Annotated in this window: 17 protein-coding genes and 2 pseudogenes; 5 read left to right on the top strand and 14 right to left on the bottom strand. The window is 36.7% G+C overall.

Annotated features, from left to right (window positions below):
- The first annotated feature begins 29 nt into the window (after positions 1-29).
- Entirely contained in the window at positions 30-1,619 is a 1,590-nt protein-coding gene (locus NSQ14_RS06600; RefSeq protein ID WP_346217010.1) for a long-chain-fatty-acid--CoA ligase, read from the top strand.
- A 98-nt stretch (positions 1,620-1,717) separates the two neighbouring features.
- Here the strand turns inward: NSQ14_RS06600 and NSQ14_RS06595 are convergent, their stop codons facing one another.
- The 11 genes and pseudogenes from NSQ14_RS06595 to NSQ14_RS06545 form a co-directional block, all read right to left on the bottom strand.
- Positions 1,718-2,938, bottom strand: a complete 1,221-nt coding sequence (locus tag NSQ14_RS06595; protein ID WP_034769301.1) for a hypothetical protein — start codon at positions 2,936-2,938, stop codon at positions 1,718-1,720.
- A 15-nt stretch (positions 2,939-2,953) separates the two neighbouring features.
- Positions 2,954-3,784: a hypothetical protein gene (locus NSQ14_RS06590; RefSeq protein WP_227092417.1), complete on the bottom strand. Its 831-nt coding sequence runs from the start codon at positions 3,782-3,784 to the stop codon at positions 2,954-2,956.
- Positions 3,781-4,470, bottom strand: coding sequence for an ABC transporter ATP-binding protein (locus NSQ14_RS06585; protein WP_041846534.1), 690 nt, complete (start codon positions 4,468-4,470; stop codon positions 3,781-3,783). Before NSQ14_RS06585 ends, NSQ14_RS06590 begins: the two co-directional genes overlap by 4 nt.
- Complete coding sequence (locus NSQ14_RS06580; protein WP_041902128.1) at positions 4,463-4,855, bottom strand: GntR family transcriptional regulator; 393 nt, start codon at positions 4,853-4,855, stop codon at positions 4,463-4,465. Before NSQ14_RS06580 ends, NSQ14_RS06585 begins: the two co-directional genes overlap by 8 nt.
- 369 nt (positions 4,856-5,224) lie before the next feature.
- A complete protein-coding gene (locus tag NSQ14_RS06575) occupies positions 5,225-6,319 on the bottom strand; it encodes a glycerol dehydrogenase (RefSeq protein WP_034769297.1) in 1,095 nt (364 codons plus the stop codon).
- A gap of 99 nt (positions 6,320-6,418) precedes the next feature.
- Positions 6,419-6,973: pseudogene (locus NSQ14_RS06570) on the bottom strand (DUF4349 domain-containing protein); the annotation flags it as partial.
- 69 nt (positions 6,974-7,042) lie between these two features.
- Positions 7,043-7,786 (bottom strand): SDR family NAD(P)-dependent oxidoreductase, encoded by a 744-nt coding sequence (locus NSQ14_RS06565; protein WP_034769295.1) that lies wholly within the window; start codon positions 7,784-7,786, stop codon positions 7,043-7,045.
- Positions 7,787-7,983: 197 nt separating this feature from the next.
- A complete protein-coding gene (locus NSQ14_RS06560) occupies positions 7,984-9,249 on the bottom strand; it encodes a glutamate-5-semialdehyde dehydrogenase (RefSeq protein ID WP_034769294.1) in 1,266 nt (421 codons plus the stop codon).
- Positions 9,250-9,284: 35 nt separating this feature from the next.
- A complete protein-coding gene (proB, locus tag NSQ14_RS06555) occupies positions 9,285-10,391 on the bottom strand; it encodes a glutamate 5-kinase (RefSeq protein ID WP_034769293.1) in 1,107 nt (368 codons plus the stop codon).
- 2 nt (positions 10,392-10,393) lie between these two features.
- The gene (locus NSQ14_RS06550) at positions 10,394-10,603 is read right to left on the bottom strand and encodes a hypothetical protein (RefSeq protein WP_034769292.1); all 210 of its coding nucleotides are present in this window, start codon (positions 10,601-10,603) and stop codon (positions 10,394-10,396) included.
- 573 nt (positions 10,604-11,176) lie between these two features.
- On the bottom strand, positions 11,177-11,938 hold the full coding sequence (locus NSQ14_RS06545; RefSeq protein WP_034769278.1) for an SDR family oxidoreductase: 762 nt from the start codon (positions 11,936-11,938) through the stop codon (positions 11,177-11,179).
- Between the two features lie 233 nt (positions 11,939-12,171).
- On the opposite strand from NSQ14_RS06545, the gene NSQ14_RS06540 reads away from it, so the two are divergent.
- Positions 12,172-12,339 carry a TetR/AcrR family transcriptional regulator gene (locus tag NSQ14_RS06540; protein WP_227139952.1) on the top strand — a complete coding sequence of 56 codons (168 nt, stop codon included), beginning with the start codon at positions 12,172-12,174 and terminating at the stop codon, positions 12,337-12,339.
- 12 nt (positions 12,340-12,351) lie between these two features.
- A complete protein-coding gene (locus NSQ14_RS06535; protein ID WP_309240460.1) occupies positions 12,352-12,744 on the top strand; it encodes a TetR-like C-terminal domain-containing protein in 393 nt (130 codons plus the stop codon).
- A 206-nt stretch (positions 12,745-12,950) separates the two neighbouring features.
- Here the strand turns inward: NSQ14_RS06535 and NSQ14_RS06530 are convergent, their stop codons facing one another.
- Entirely contained in the window at positions 12,951-13,328 is a 378-nt protein-coding gene (locus NSQ14_RS06530) for a RidA family protein (protein WP_034769276.1), read from the bottom strand.
- 304 nt (positions 13,329-13,632) lie between these two features.
- Here NSQ14_RS06530 and NSQ14_RS06525 point away from each other — a divergent pair, with 304 nt between their 5' ends.
- The gene (locus tag NSQ14_RS06525; protein ID WP_320061362.1) at positions 13,633-14,121 is read left to right on the top strand and encodes a flavin reductase family protein; all 489 of its coding nucleotides are present in this window, start codon (positions 13,633-13,635) and stop codon (positions 14,119-14,121) included.
- A 588-nt stretch (positions 14,122-14,709) separates the two neighbouring features.
- On the opposite strand, the gene NSQ14_RS06520 is transcribed toward NSQ14_RS06525, so the two are convergent.
- Positions 14,710-14,946 carry a DUF2249 domain-containing protein gene (locus NSQ14_RS06520; RefSeq protein WP_034769274.1) on the bottom strand — a complete coding sequence of 79 codons (237 nt, stop codon included), beginning with the start codon at positions 14,944-14,946 and terminating at the stop codon, positions 14,710-14,712.
- Positions 14,947-15,320: 374 nt separating this feature from the next.
- Here NSQ14_RS06520 and NSQ14_RS06510 point away from each other — a divergent pair.
- Positions 15,321-16,485, top strand: a pseudogene (locus NSQ14_RS06510) (nitrate/nitrite transporter).
- A 351-nt stretch (positions 16,486-16,836) separates the two neighbouring features.
- Here the strand turns inward: NSQ14_RS06510 and narI are convergent.
- Positions 16,837-17,532 carry a respiratory nitrate reductase subunit gamma gene (narI, locus tag NSQ14_RS06505; protein WP_034769271.1) on the bottom strand — a complete coding sequence of 232 codons (696 nt, stop codon included), beginning with the start codon at positions 17,530-17,532 and terminating at the stop codon, positions 16,837-16,839.
- Positions 17,533-17,544 lie beyond the last annotated feature (12 nt).

Genomic DNA, 17,544 nt, shown 5'->3' with positions numbered 1-17,544 from the left:
AACAATACATTATTAAGGAGCTGTTGCCCGTGTTCACTTCATTAACACCTTTGGATTGGAAAAGACGAGCTGTAAAATACTACCCAAATAAAGTTGCTGTTATTGATGGCGAGAAAAAATTTACGTATAAACAATTTTCAGAACGGACGGATTTACTATCAAAAGCATTATATCAAGCCGGGATCAGGGAAAAAGATCATGTTGCAGTTATGTTGCCGAATACCCATTATATGCTGGAATGTTTTTACGGAATTAGCCAATTAGGTGCCGTAATGGTTCCTTTAAACTATCGAATTTCCTCTTCTGATATGGAATATATTATCAATCATAGTGATGCGAAAATGCTTATAGTTGATGCCGAATTTGCCATGGCAATTGAAAAAATTAAAGATCAATTAGTTTTGGATCAAATTATTATCGTCGCAACCGATGGGTTTGAAACGTCTTTAAACGGGGTCGACTATGAGGATTTTATTAATCACGCTCCCGACATACCATTACCGAAAGTGGAAATTGATGAAAGACAATTGTTAACGATAAATTATACAAGTGGAACTACATCCCGGCCTAAGGGCGTTATGTTAACTCATCGAAACAATTATTTAAACGCAGCTGATTTTTTATACCACTTGCATGTTGGGCATGATGATGTTTATTTACATACATTACCGATGTTTCACGCCAATGGTTGGGGAGGTGTTTGGGCAATTACCGCGGCAGGAGCTACACATGTTTGTTTACGAAAGGTTGACCCTCCTGTTATTTTGCGTTTATTTGAAGAGCTCAAGATAACTTTACTCTGCGGGGCGCCGACTGTTCTTAACATGCTTGTAAATCACCCGGCTGCAAAAGAAATAAATATCGAAACGAGCCCCCGAATGGCCGTGGCAGGTTCACCACCGGCTGCTGCATTAATCCAAAAAGCTCAAGATATTCTTAATTTGGATATTATCCATGTATATGGGTTAACGGAGACATCTCCATTTATTTTATATTGTGAATGGAAAAGGTCGTTTGAAAACAAAAATTTGGAAGAACAGTCCACGATAAAAGCACGTCAAGGAATCGAATTAATCTTTAACGGTGAGACAAAAGTGATCCGTCCAAATGGTGAAGAAGTGGCATGGGACGGTCACGAACTCGGTGAGATTGTTGCCCGCGGGAATGTCGTAATGGAAGGTTATTATAAAGATCCGGATAAAACACGGGAGGCAATTGTTGATGGTTGGTTCCATACCGGTGATTTAGCCGTAACCCATCCAGACGGTTATATTGAAATTCGCGACCGGGCGAAAGATATCATCATCTCCGGTGGCGAAAATATTTCATCAACAGAGGTTGAAGGTGTATTATACAGGCATCCTGCTGTTTTGGAAGTTGCTGTTATTGCGGTGCCCGATGAAAAATGGGGAGAAGTTCCGAAAGCTATCATCGTTCTTCAACCCGGAGCAACCGTTACCGAACAAGAAATCATTGATTATTGTCGCGACAATATGGCCCATTTCAAAGCACCGAAATCCGTTGATTTTGTTGAATCTTTGCCAAAGACAGCAACAGGTAAATTACAAAAATACCGGTTGCGACAAATGTATTGGCAAAGTTCAAAAAATGTTAACTAAGCGTTTATTGATACAGATGGGAAAATCCCACTTAAGGAGTCATAAAAACCGGGCATGTAGCCCGGTTTTTAGAAATCGCCTCCCTTCCTGTCACCACTTTATGATTTTGGCTCTATTAATTTAAAATATGTTTTATCATTATATTGATTAATCTTTTTATGCTTTGCCACGATTTTGCCTTCATATAAAGATTGTCCGGTAGATAAATCACCGATAAATAAAGAATATCCATCATCAATCGCATTAATAATATAAATTTTGCCATTCAAAACAGTAATAAACGGTTCTGCGTGTAAATCATCATTGTCAGTATTTTCGGAAGTCTGAGGAACATTAAATAAAATCTTTTCACGCCAAGTCCCAGTCTCAATATCATATGGAACCACTTCCAGGCGATTATCGATCTGATTTTGCAAAAATACGGTCGAATTATGTAATGATGCCGCTTCAACCATTCCTAATTCCTCATGATTTATTTTTTCCAAGACTTCCTTTTCAAAATTATAAACATAACACTCACTTGCTAATATTTTCTCTTCAACTTCTTTTGTATTTTCGTTCATCTCTTCTTGAACCCTTTGCAATAAAAATAAGGCATATTCACTTGGCTTTAAAGAAAGGCTATCATTATTTATAGAAAATGACGTCCAGTTTCCATTTTCTACTCCTTCACTATTTTTTAAAATGACATCGTCACGGATGAGCTTTTTTTCTTTTAAATCAAAAACATAAAGATGTGCCTCCTCACTACTGTCCTCGCTAAAGTTATTTGTCAATACTTTTACCTTACCATTCAACAACTGTACATCATTTATGTTAATCGTATAATAATTTTCACCATCCGGTATGGCCACTTCAAAGGCTACTGTTTCATTTGTTTTTTTATCCAATACTTCTATAAGAAATTCATTTTTATTTGTCATACCGCTAAACGTGTTCTCTATTTCATATTCAGCATAGGCCAGCCAAGCTTTATCTTCATAAAAATTTCCCGGATTTAACACTTTTTGCCGCAAAAAGTTCTTATGTTCCTTCATTATTTTTTCAAACTGTGATGGTAGTTCCACTATTTCACTAATAATACTATCATAGTTTATATTCATCGTTTTTCCGTTCAAAATCTTAAATGAATAGAGAATGTCATTTACATTGTAATCACCATGAATGACTAAATCTTGCAATTCCTTTTCATCACCGCTTATTTTTTTTACCTCAAATTCAGGAACGGTCCGTGATGCAAAACTGCTACGAATATAGTAAGTTCCGACCGTAATGACGGTAATGATCAAAACAACAATGATTTTCCAATATTTCTTCATCCGAGAAGCCCCCCATCAAACTCTGATTTTGTATTTTAATAGGTAATTTCCAATCCATACTGCTCCAATTAATACAATGATACCGGCAATAACTTCCATAACAAACAGCTCCACCGGGAAAAAATAATAATTAAGTACAAAAGTATCAATCAAAAGGGGCATCAAGAAAAATCCGACAGAAACGAGTCCATAAGAAATACCAAAAATAATCCCTTTCAGACGATAGCAGCGTTCAAATAAAATTGCCGTAAACGTAACGCAAACCGCAACAATCCCCATCCCATAAAATAGTAAAAAATCTATTAAGGAACCTGGAAGAATGACCGACAAATAATTAAAATCGGTATATTCCTTTATAGGCAGATCCACCCGAAATTCGGCAGGAACAATCCATTTCATTATTTGCATTTCAATCAAGAACAAGAGAAGTTGAAGGGCAACTAATCCAAAAACAAATATTAGGATTGCCGTCGCTTTCGCAAAGTACAGGTTCAATCTTGCAGTTGGAAGCATTAGCAATCGATAGATAAACGAATTTTTACCGAGCCAATCACGATACCAAATAAAAAATACATAGATTAGAAGAACAACGACACATAATGCAATCGACCAATAAAACCAATTGGATTGAACGACTCTTTGCATTGTAAACGCTTCGTAATTTTTAATAAAATCGGCTTTAGACATCATATCACCATAAATAACATTCTTGGCCTCCCGCATATATCCTCTTGACTCCACAATAACTGCGAAAATTTGCATTATAATCGTTACGATAACGAGAACAATGTATAATTTGAAAAAACGATTGAACTCAAAATTGACAAGTTTCAAATACCGATTCATGATTCATACACCTCCCGCATCACATCAATGACTGATTTACCCTCTTTTTCTCGGACTTCTTCAACATGAAACTCTTTCAACACTACACCATTGTCTATCAGAACGACTTTATCAATCAGATGCTCAATATCATTAATTTCATGGGTGGTAATAATAACCCCTCTATCTTCAATTAGGTGACTGGTAAACACATTTGCAATTTCTTCACGACTAAAAATATCTATCCCGGAAAACGGTTCATCCATTAATAAATAGTCAACATCTAAAGCCAAACCAAGCAGTATATTCACTTTAGCAGTGTTTCCTTTTGATAATTCACTAATCCGCTCTGTTTCTTCTAATTTAAAAAATTCAAGCAGCTCTTCTGCCCGTTTTTGATTCCAGCTTTGATAAAAATCGGCCATGAAGGCAAAAGCATCCCCTATTCGCATCTGCGGAGGCATCGTTATTGTATCTGGAATAAAGGTGATTTTTTCATAACTGTCTTTTGTAAGTTTACTTCCATCAATGAAAATTTCCCCGCTATTAATTGGGATTAACGACATAATTGCTTGCATAATCGTTGTTTTTCCTACACCATTAATCCCGATTAAACATGTAATTTGCCCCTTTTCAGCCGTAAATGAAACTCCCTTTAATACTTCTTTCCGACCAAATTTTTTTGTTACATTTTTTACTTCAATCATGGGTATTCCCCCTTACATAATCAGCCTTTTCATAATATTCCTTGACTATATAAAGAACTTCCTCAAGTGGTACATTAATTGTACGCACGGAATGGACAAATGTTTCAACCGCTTCCATAATCAACTCTTTACGCACTTTTTTCAAAACCCCTTCATCTTTTGTAATCCGACTTGGTAAATTCCCCTCTGTAAAAATCAACCCTTGTTCCTCCATTTCCTTATACGCTCTTTGTGCCGTATTGGGATTAATTTTTAATCGGTGAGCCAGTTCACGTCTCGACGGGATTTCCTGCCCCGGTTCAAAAAAGCCTTTTGCAATTTGTTCCTTAAAATAGCGAACCACTTGAACGTAAACAGGATCCCGATTATTAAATTTGACATTCATAGACAGTCCCATCTCCTATAAACATAGTGTGTAATCATCTGCACCACTTTTCGTAAAATATAGATCTGTATTAATCACTTAATACAGGAAAGGCACACCATTTTGCAATATTTCAATACAACTCGTTCTTGTTAATGTATTAACTATTTCATACACCTAATTTATTATAACACCGTAAATTTTCATGGACGATGTATGTAAATCTAAATTTTATACTGTACTAACCCCATAATACATCTTCATGTGTATTATATGGCTAATACACAACAATGTCAATTCTCATTTTCTTAATTTTTCAGATGAAAAATAAACATAAAAGAACCGGTTGTTTATCCGGTTCTTTTGGTAAGTGATTTAAATGATTGATTTCTACAATAATTTGCTGATTTGGTCTACGGCTATGATGGCGTTCGCCACATCTTCCGGAGTAATTTCACCAGAAAGATTTCCCATTGTTTCCCCTTCAGCAGTAGCTCCTGCACCCACTTTTAATAAATCTTCATAAGTCGCGTTTTCCAAATGTAATTCTTTTAACGTCACAGGGAGATCAAGTTTTTGATAAAATCTCATATATTTCAAAATCTCTTCAGTTGACTGGTTTTCTAATACTAATTGAGTCAATGTTCCGTAAGCCACTTTTTCCCCATGAGTCAGATGGTGAATATCACCTTTTAATGCGGTAAACCCGTTATGAATGGCGTGGGCAGCTGCCAATCCGCCGCTTTCAAAACCAATTCCGGAAAGTAATGTGTTTGCTTCCACCACCGCCTCTACTTGACTCGTAACGATTCCTTTTTTAACTGCTTGGTATGCAGCCTCACCATATGTAAATAATGTTTTTTCACAAGCTTCAGCAATGGCCCGGGCTGCGATGCTAGGTTTGCCGCCGGACATTGCCTCTCCATTACTTTTTATCGTTGCTCTTGCTTCAATCCAAGTGGCCATCGCATCGGCTATTCCGGAAGCGAACAAACGAGCAGGCGCTTTAACCACAACTGCAGTATCGACAAGAACAAGATCCGGATTTTTCTTATAAAAACGATAAGATTCGAACCTTCCCTCATCCGAATAAATGACGGAAAGACTGCTGGTCGGAGCATCAGTTGAGGCTGTTGTCGGTACAATGATTATATTTTGGTTCAGCTCATCCGCTACCGCTTTTGCAGTATCAAGTGTTTTTCCTCCGCCAACACCAATGACAACATCAACCCCATTGTCTTCACCCATTCCTGCAACTCTTTTCACTTCATTTGTTGACGCTTCACCGTTAAATTCAATATAGTGATAATCTAAACCACTTTCATTGAAGCTTCCAATGATTGTTTCTTTCGTTATACCCCATACAATTTTATCAGCGAGAATTAAAGGTTTTTTACCAAAATCTTTTGCATATGTACCTATACTTTTTAAAGCACCTTTTCCTTGCACATATTTACTCGGTGAAATAAAAACAATATTTGCCATTTTTTCCACTCCTTTTATATTTCCTATAAAGGGAAATAACTTTTTACATTATTAATTATATCACAAATTATCATAAATAAATCTCTTTTTATAAACTGTTCAATTTGAAAAAATTTTATCCCCGCGTTTAAGACGGGGATTAAATGGAGCAGTTATCCTTCTCATTTTTTTCCGCTTTCGTATGATGATAATTATAATGAAAGCAATAATACCAAGTAAGAAGAAGAGTGGTAAATACCCAATAAGAAAAATAAATAGACTCGAAAACGCACTAATTAAAAAATTGATGCTTTTCTTAAATTGCTCCTTTGTTTTTTCCCATGTTTTTAATTGACTATCACCTAAATTTTTCACTTCAACTTTATTTTCCTCAATTGAAATCGTGACCGTTGCTAAATCAGCTTTATTTTCCAAATAGTTCATTCGACCTTTGATGGTTTCTATTTCTTCCTGAACTTTAGCCAAGTCTTTGGAAATAGCTAATAAGTCTTCTGTTTTTTCCGCTTGTTCCATGAATGAAAGTAATCTGCTTTCTACCGCTTGTTTCGATTTCAAACGTGATTCTAAGTCAATATATTCTTCAGTAACATCTTGACCGGTAATGGAACTGTCCACAACTTTCCTGCTGCCTTTTTCAACTAGTGAAATAAAGTCACGAAACTTCTCTTAAAAAGAACTGCCCTTAAGAATTTCTTCTCAAGAGCGGTTCTGAATTTTGCAAAATTATTTTGCTGTATATCCTCCATCCACAAGTACAGTTGTACCTGTAACAAATTCATTTTCACACAAGAAAACAATTGCATGAGCTATTTCTTCAGGTCTGCCTAAGCGACCGATCGGATGTCTTGCTACCAAACTATCATAAAAATCGCCTAATGCTTCTTTATTTACCATACCTGTTTCCACATAGGCCGGTGCAACAGCATTCACTCGAATACCACGGTCTCCATACTCAACAGCCAGAGATTTGGTCATTAAGTTAACTGCACCTTTACTGGCATTATAGGCCATAGCACCCGGTTCACCGACAGAACCAAGAATCGAAGCCGTATTCACAATTGCTCCGCCACCTGTTTTTAACATTTCTTGAATGGCATATTTACAACCGTAGAATACTCCATCTTGGTTAATACTAATCACACGTTTATACTCTTCATCCGATAATTCGTGGGAGGCTTTTAAAATACCAACACCGGCGTTATTGACCATTATATCTAATCGTCCAAAGCGCTCAACGGTTCCAGAAACTAATTTTTCTACCGATTTTTCATCAGATACATCCACATTTTCAAATACAACATCAGCATATGTATCTTTCAAATCCTTTTCAACTTTACGACCTGCTTCTTCATTATAGTCTGCAAAAACAACTTTAGCCCCTTTTTCCAAAAATGCTCTTACAGTAGCCAGTCCAATTCCGGAAGCACCACCTGTAACAATTGCAATTTTGCCCTTTAAATCAAACATGAAAATACCTCCTTGTAATATATGATTATTACAAATTTATTATACCTAATTGTTAGCGCATTCACAAATGATACCTTGTCCACCAAATCGGCCAGATCAGGAAAGTCTCTCTCCCACCTACTTCCTTATTCATTCGAATTTTGAGGTGGGAGCCCTTGACTTGCCTTTTCAATCTGCTCTTGCCCCTGTATATTGTCCTATTCTCTTACTTGTCCCTTGCCCTTGATAATAAATTTGCTGGATGTTAATGCTTTTAATCCCATTGGACCGCGGGCATGAAGCTTTTGCGTACTAATCCCGATTTCTGCTCCGTAACCAAACTCAAATCCATCGGTGAAGCGAGTGGAAGCATTATGGTAAACGGCTGCGGCATCAACATTTTGTAAAAATATGGCCGCTTGGTCCTCATCTTCTGTAATGATCGCTTCAGAATGTTTTGTGCCGTATTTATGAATATGGGCAACTGCTTCTTCTAGACTATTCACTAATTTCGCACTCATTTTTAACGCTAAATATTCTTGATACCAATCTTCCTCCGTAGCCGGGCGGGCAGGTGGGAAGGCCTGACATATTTTTTCATCCCCGTAAATTTCCACTTGATGAGCGTGTAACACTTGTAAAAGCTCGACGCCATATTTGTCAAACCAATGTTGATCAATCAGTAAAGATTCCGCTGCATTACAAACGGAAGGTCGTTGCAATTTCGCATTTAACACGATTTCCTTTGCCATCTCAAAGTTTGCCGTTCTCTCGATAAAGATATGGCAATTTCCGGCACCGGTTTCAATGACAGGAACCGTTGCCTCTCTTATAACTGTTTGTATTAAGTCTTTACCACCTCTTGGAATTAGCACATCCAAATAATCATTTAATTGAAACAAAGCTTTAGCCGTTTCTCTGGAAGTATCTTCAATAAATTGGACAGCATCTTTCGGAATTGCGGTCTTATCCAGGGCTCGATGAATCGAATCAACTAAAGCAAGATTAGAAAACTTCGCCGAGGAACTCCCCCTCAAGATGATTGCATTTCCCGTTTTTAGGGCAAGGGTTGCCGCATCAATCGTTACATTTGGTCTTGCCTCATAAATCATGCCAATCACACCGATAGGAACCCTTTTTCTTTGAATAAACAAACCATTTTCTTTCTTGATCGTTTCCAGTACTTCACCAATCGGATCAGCTAAATCAACGACTTGTTGGATTCCCTCTACGATTCCATTTATCCGTTCTTCATTTAACATGATCCGGTCAAGAATTGCATCTGACATCCCTTTCTCTTTTCCTAATTGTAAATCTCTTTTATTTGCTGATAAGATGACATTTTGATCTACCAATATTTGTTCTGCAATTTTTTTCAGCGCTTCGTTTTTTTGCTCGCTTGTGATCCCGGTCATTTTATAGCTGGCTGTTTTTGCCAATTTCCCTTTTAACAGTACTTCATTGTTTTGTGCAATCTGTCCCATTTCTTTTCCCCCATTCATCAAATTTATCAAACCTCTTATATGACTTTTTTTGCTTTTACCCAGTTATTGCGATGAATAACCTCCAATGAGGACTCATTATCTTTTCCTTGTCGATATTTTTCTTCAAGATAATTTTTTAGTTCAGCTGAGGAACAACTTACTTCACCTTTGCCAATAAAACCTTTCGCCCCGATGACTTCAACAACATCCCCTTTCTCAAAAGTACCAGTGACTTTAAATACACCAGGCGCAAGAAGACTTTTTCCATTATAAAGGATCGCTTCGACAGCACCTTGGTCAACATAGATTTTCCCGGAAGACTCAGAATGAAGAGCAATCCACTGCTTTTTTGTATTCAAGGCATGATGTTCGCGATTAAAGATATATGTTCCATTTCCTTTTCCGTCGATAATTTCCAACAGCTTATTTTTTCCGTTGCCCATACCGATAAATACGGAAACACCAAGAGAAAGAGCCGTTTGTGCAGCTAAGAGTTTTGACTTCATTCCGCCGGTTCCCACTTTTGAACCTGTGGAATCAGCTCTCTCCAACATGTCTTCGGGAATACCTTCTAAAAAGTAAAATTTCTTCGCATTCGGATTGGTACGCGGATTCCCATCATAAATTCCGTCAATATCCGTTAAAATAATCAGTCTGTCTGCATGAATGAATCCACTTACTAAACTTGACAACATATCATTATCACCGAATGTTAATTCATCAACAGAAACCGTGTCGTTTTCATTAATGATCGGAACAATCCCTCTTTCTAAAAGCTCAGTAATCGTTGCATAGGCATTTCGATAACGGTCACGATTGGAGAAATCTGACCTTGTTAATAAAATTTGAGCAGCAGTAATATTATATTCACTAAATTTTTCCATATATGTTTGAATCAATAGACTCTGACCGACACTTGCAGCCGCTTGTTTCCCTTTCAACGTAACCGGTCGACTCGGATATCCTAATTTTTTGAAGCCTGCAGCAACAGCACCTGATGACACTAAAATGACTTCATGATTGGCTCCCACCAAAGTTGCAATCGCATCAACATGATCAGTCAATTTATCCTGGTCAATTTCACCTTTGTGATTGGTTAATGAACTGCTTCCAATTTTTACAACAATGCGTTCTTTTGACATTTTCATTCCCTCTTAAAAATTTTTAAAATAAAAAGCCCAATCATCCTGAAAATTTCAGGACGAAAGAGCTTATCTTCCGCGGTACCACCTTGATTGAGCACAAAAATATTGTACTCCGCTTCTTTCTCTAACGCGAATTTGCGCCCATGGTTTTGCCATGAGACTCGGAAGGCAGGTTCTGCAGTTTGAATATGACGGAATTTTGCAGCCACGAATCCCGCTCTCTAACATATCAAGTTCTGCATACTAGTCCTTCGTTACCGATCCATATACTTTTATATTTATTATGGAGAGATTCTTTTCGGATGTCAATACATGCGTATGGAAAAATTTTTTCTATTCCTTACTTTTTAAAAGATTGAAAAATAACTTTAATGAAAAACTACTTTTCTAACTTATTCGAAAGTTCATGATTTAGAAAGTTTAGCTGCTCTGCCATTTCTGCAACTTGGTAAGATACCTTAGAGATTTCATTAAAGGTATGCTGGAAGTCAAATAGGTTTTCTTGTATTAATGGTTGAAATAGTGTGAATGTATTATGGTAATATGGTTACAAACGGAGTATGGATATCTGTCCGACTTATGACATTATTTGAAATTGGGACAATGATAAGGACTTCTGGCATAGCAGGGTAAAAAACACATCCATAATGTTCTCACTATGGATGTGTTGAAATACATATGTTCTTTTCTAAAAATAAATGGTTTGGTAGGAAACTATTTTTCTTTTGAAAATATACTAATTTTTTACTCTACCGATCCATTCCTTAAAGATTCCTGTTCAATTAAAATGCTGCTGTCCAGCCACCGTCAACAACTAATACAGTACCATTGACAAAGCTGGATTCATCCGACGCCAAGAATAATGCAGCTTGGGCAATTTCTTCCGGTTCACCAGTACGCGGAGAAACAGCATGAGCCACTCCGGCACGACTTAACCCAAATTGATTCACATTGGTCATTGAAGCAGAAATATTTGTATTTACCGCACCCGGGGCAATTGCATTACAGCGGATTCCTTCTTTTGCATACATAAAGCCGGTATTTTTTGTTAATCCGACAACAGCATGTTTCGAAGCACCATAAGCAGCTCCGGCGTGTGCTCCGTTCAATCCGCCGGTTGAAGCAATATTAATGATGATACCCTTCCCTTTTTCCAGAAAAATTGGAACTGCTTTACGCATTGAACGCATAACAGCTTTTGTATTTACATCAAATATTAAATCCCATTTTTCTTCTGAAATATCTCCGACCGGTTCAAAACCATCCATAATTCCTGCATTATTTACCAGTATATCCAATGTGCCAAATTCGTTGACTGCCGTATCAATCATGTTTTCAATATCAGCTAATTTTGCCACATTCACTTCGATTGCTTTAGCCGTACCACCATTTTTGACAATTTCCTCTACAACCTGTTCTGCACCTGCTATATTTAGGTCAGCAACAATTACCTTTGCACCTTCTTTTGCAAAAACTTGGGCAATCGCTTTCCCCATTCCTGAGGCTGCTCCTGTCACCACTGCAACTTTTCCTTCGAGTTTCATATTAAACATACCACCTTTTTCATATATTAGTACGACTTGAAAATAAAGCGTTTTCAATATTTCTAATAGCAGTCTCTACATTTTTCACATAGTCGCCTACACATTTTCATTGTACTGTTCTATAATGAACATATCAATATACAAATTGTCCATGCTTTGTTCAATAATGAGCATCGCTTGAAATGTTTGTATAAATATAGAAAAATAATAGACAATCAGGTGGTGTTTTGTTGATGACTGTTGATCGACGAATTAATAAGTCCAAAACTGCTTTAAAAGAAGCATTATTAATATTAATGGAGAATAAAGACTTTAACAAAATTACAATTACAGACATTGTCAACATTTCTAATTTAAATCGAGGAACATTTTACAAACACTACCAAACAAAAGAAGAATGACTTGGGGATCTAATTGAAGAAGTATTAGAGGATCTCATTCGTTCATACCGGGAGCCTTATTTACAAAAAGACATACTTGGGATTAGTGACCTTTCATCATCCTCAATCAAAATTTTTGAACATGTATTTCTATATGCGAAATTTTATAAAATTACTATTCATTCAAATGTTCTACCCGGGTTTCAAAATAAAATTTGTCAAGTTTTAAAAAATTTAGTTCTTCAGGATTTGACGACAAAAAGTGGTTTACTAAAAAATATTAATCCAGAAATCTTTTCCTCCTATATTGCCTATGCAATTTTCGGATTGATTGTTGAATGGGTAAATGGAAACTTTTCTTATACTCCGGCATATATGTCAGAACAATTAATCGGAATTTTATCGTATACAACCTTCATAACTTGAGGGACAGATTAATTCTTTGAAAATCTGTCCCTGCCTGACTTTTATTTCTTATTGAACCTGAAACATTCATCAACAATAAACTCTTTATCGATTCTAATGTTGCAACCTGATGAAGGAATCCCCTCTCAAGTTTCGAGCCGGTAAAATAGGTTGAAGGAGATATCTCCATAATCGACATCAAGGCTGCAGTCTGTACTAATCACATTTTATTTTGCTGCAATCACCTCAATTTCAATGCTGACATTTTTAGGGAGACGACTGACCTCAACCGTTGATCTAGCCGGGCGGTGTTCGCCGAAATGCTTGGCATAAGCCTCATTAACTAATGTAAACTCATCCATATTTTTTAAGAAAATAGTCGTTTTAACAATATGATTGAGCGTTAATCCAATGCTTGCCAAAATCGCCTGAATATTTCGCATCACCTGGTTAGTCTGAGCAACAATATCACCCTCGATAATTTCATTTGTTTCTGGATCAACTGGAATTTGACCTGACAAAAAAATAAAATTTCCCGCTTCTATCCCTTGTGAATACGGACCAATTGCCTGCGGTGCATGTTCTGTATGTATTTTTCTTAACATAATTCATCCTCCTAAAATAAAAAAAATAATAGTAACCCTATTATAATAAAATATTTTGCTTAATAAAAATCATTTTTAAATGTGTTTAATTCCACAGTTCTATAATTCCAGTAGTTTGATATTCTGCTTTTTACCCTTTACTAACAGTATGAAGCATTATTGCCACATATTCGTCACAAGTTTGTTATAATAGAGAAAACTTTTTTGATACAAATGAACAATCAACTTGTTGTTTGTACTAAAAAACATCATAAAATTGTCGAATAGTGATTGGTTTCATTTCGTTTTAAATATTGGAGAGGGTGTGTATGAATCGATGGATGAACGTTTGTTTCGTGATGCAATGGGAAAATTTGCGACAGGGGTTACCGTTGTCGTCACAGAGCTAAATGGGGAAATATTCGCTGCAACAGTAAATGCATTTATGTCCGTATCTTTAAATCCTATGCTTATATTAATTTCCTTAAACAAAACTTCACAGACACTAAATAAAATAAAGCAGCGTGGGTTATTTACTGTGAATGTTTTAAATAAAGATCAAATAAATATTTCAAATCACTTTGCTTCAAAAAAGAAATCAACTAAAGAAATCGAATTTGATTTTCTCGACGGAATGCCTGTAATTCCTAATACTTTGGCACAAATCATCTGTACGGTTTCGTCTGAATACGAAGAAGGAGATCATGTTTTAATCGTTGGGAAAGTCACTAATTTACAGATATTTGAAGGAGAGCCACTTATCTTTTTAGAAGGAGGTTATCGGACATTAAAAGAAAAACCGGGACAAGCGTAAAACGTTTTATCCCACTCCTAACGGAAAGTCAAAGAATCCCGTTTGAAGATTTGAGTCGATACAATAGGTGGTAGAAGAAAAGCCCGCATGCATCCGATTTGATTAACAACAAACAGTGAGGGATATCGATTCCCCACTGTTTGAAACTTCCTATATTGTTCCTTTGTTTATCCGGGACAACCGGAATTGTATGTTTATTTACTTGAGTTTTGCACCTTAAAAACCAATTAGTCAACGAAACATATTCTCGTCGTCATTTTGAGGCGAGAAATGCTATTTTTTGACGACGAGACCTTTTCTCGTCACCATTTTGAACCGGAAATTGCTCCTTTTTGGCGACGAAACTTATTCTCGTCGCCATTTTGAGGCGAGAAATGCTATTTTTTGACGACGAGACCTTTTCTCGTCGTCATTTTGAGGCGAGAAATGCTATTTTTTGACGACGAGGCCTCTTCTCGCCGCCATATTGATGCGAAAAATGCTATTTTTTGACGACGAAACTTATTCTCGTCGCCATATTGATGCGAAAAATGCTATTTTTTGACGACGAAACACCCACCCGCCTTTGGGATGCGAAACTTAAGTTATTTATTTTTTACCGATAGCAACACGCCATTGTTCCGGTCCTTCTTCAATGTAATCCCATGTGAAACATCCTTCCCGTTCAATCAAAAACTGATAATATAGCGGTTTCGGATCATGGTCGTTGGTTAATTCCATGTATTGGCCAGATTGTAATCCATCAAACGTTTCAAATATTTTTGCGTGACGATATTTTGGTTCAATATCCGGTGCAAAGATTTTTGTAGTAAATTCTATATTCATAAAGAAACCTCCATTTACTGATGAAATATGTCTTTATTTTAAAATAGTTTTCAGCAAAGCGGTGTGATTTACTTCACTGTGAATATGTGACTTATATCAGGGCGGTTGAATCCTACATCTATAAGAGAATTAGAATTTGCTCATGATAACGTATGTTCGAATCAAATCAGTTTGAATCCTACATCAATAAATGAATTACTACGGCGTTTCCCATTATTTAAAAGCTTGGCAAAAGATGAACCATTTTTGTGTTCATTTAGCGAAAAATCGAATACTTCCTAACTGAAAATTTATCTTTTCTTACGTATAAAAAACGCTGTTTAAACTTGATACTTGTTACAAATAATATATGAAAAATAGAAAGGAAACTCAAAATGAGGAAACCCGGTATTCAATTATCTCTGCAAACAACAAGTCTTATTGTTGGATTCATGGTTTGGGTATTATTATCTTCTTTGATGACCTTTATTAAGGAAGATATTTTGCTCACACCCGTACAGGTATCGATTGTTACTGCAGTCCCGGTTATTTTAGGTTCCGTGTTGCGAATACCCCTCGGATTTTATACGGACAGGTTCGGTGCAAGAATTATCTTCATAATTAGTTTTCTTATCCTTTTGTTCCCTATATTTTATATCAGTACAGCCAACACTTTTATTGATCTTGTTATCGGCGGTCCTTTTTCTAGGTGTGGGAGGTGCAACATTTTCCATCGGTGTGACCTCTCTACCTAAATATTATTCGAAAGAGAGGCAAGGTTTTATTAACGGAATCTATGGTGTCGGTAATGCCGGAACAGCGATCACGACATTTGGCGCACCAATTCTAGCGAAATCAATTGGTTGGCAAGATACCGTTCGCCTATACTTAATTCTATTGTTGGCATTCATTGTTTTATTGTTTATTTTTGGAGATCGGAAAGAAGTTAGAGTAAAGAAATCAATGGTGGAACAAATCCAAGGTGTTTATAAAAATGCCACGCTTTGGTTTCTTAGTTTGTTTTACTTTATCACTTTCGGCGCTTTTGTTGCCTTTACTGTATTTTTGCCAAATTTTTTAGTAACGTTCTTTGGTTTGGATCCTGTTGACGCCGGAATCAGAACAGGAATTTTTATTGTTTTGGCAACTGCTATGCGACCGATTGGTGGATTTTTGGCAGACCGATTCAATCCCTTTGTAATCTTAATGATCGTGTTCATCTTCGTTTCTTTATCAGGGATATTATTAGCCTTTTCGCCGGATATTACTTGGTATACGGTCGGGGCATTATCTGTCGCTGTTTCTGCAGGTATTGGGAATGGGACGATATTTAAACTGGTCCCCTTCTATTTTTCGAATCAAGCCGGAGTAGTCAATGGGGTTGTTTCGGCAATGGGGGGGCTTGGAGGATTTTTCCCGCCACTGCTATTGACAGCGGTTAATAACATGACGGGACAATATGCGATTGCCTTCATGCTTATGTCTGAATTCGCCTTAGTCAGCTTTGTTATTGTTGTATTTTTGTACTATCAAGAAAAATTTGCACCTGTGAAGAAATGATAAAAATGATAAAAATAATAGAGCAACCCGGATGAATCAGGTTGCTTTTTTTATATTATAGATATCGTGTGAAAAACATCACCAAAATTGATCGTATCGACCGATTCCAGTCTTAAAATGAAAAATAATGGGTTGGTGTCAAAACCACTTTTTAAAACATTTGCGTGCATTTTCGAATTGAAAACTTGGTTTCAAGACCATCTTTTCAAATATTTGCTTCCGTTTTGATCTTGGGAAACGGCATTAAGGCACTTTTCCATATTTTTCATAAGTTTTGTTCTTGAGAACTCGGCTCAAGACCACTTTTTCAAACTTTTTGGGAGATATGGTTAGAACTCAGATAAATGTTTTTTAAACCTTCTGCCTACGATATCCTGAACGGGACCGATACTGTTGTGGCGGACGAGCCGGATAGCGGATTGGAAAACTAAAGATATGGACGAGCCTGGTAAACGGAATCGATGCAAAAAGTGCAAATGCGGTAATAACATGGATTTTAAATATATACGGAATATCAGTCATCAAATCAAATCTCGGCTGAAAAATAAATAAACTGCGAAACCAAGGACCTATAGTCGCACGGTACTCATAAGCCACCACAGTCAAATTGTAAATGATTGTCATATACGTTCCTGTCGCAGCAACAAATAATACAGCGAGGACAGAAAAATAATCTGCAAATGTTGCTTTAATACGGACCGGGTCAATGATCATTTTTCGAATTAACAGAATCACAAGTCCACAAACGACCATTAAACCTGCCAAACCCCCACCGTAAATCGCCCCAAAATGATACATATGATCAGAAATGCCGAGTGTCTGATAAAACTCCCAAGGAATCAAAATCCCCATTACATGTCCAAAAAATGCGAAAATAATCCCATAATGAAATAGAGGTGAACCAATTTTTAGCCATTTTTTCTCAAAAAAATTCGTTGAAGGGGCCGCCCAAGTTAATTGTCTGAATGCAAAACGATAAAGGAGACCGAAAATCATAATGGTTAAGCAGATATATGGGAATACGACCCATAAAAAAATATCGACCATATTTGTTCCTCC

This window comes from Caldifermentibacillus hisashii (assembly GCF_039654145.1).
Classification (GTDB): domain Bacteria; phylum Bacillota; class Bacilli; order Bacillales; family Caldibacillaceae; genus Caldifermentibacillus; species Caldifermentibacillus hisashii.
Note: the sequence above shows the minus strand (reverse complement) of the source record. Positions and strands in the feature narration are given on the sequence as shown.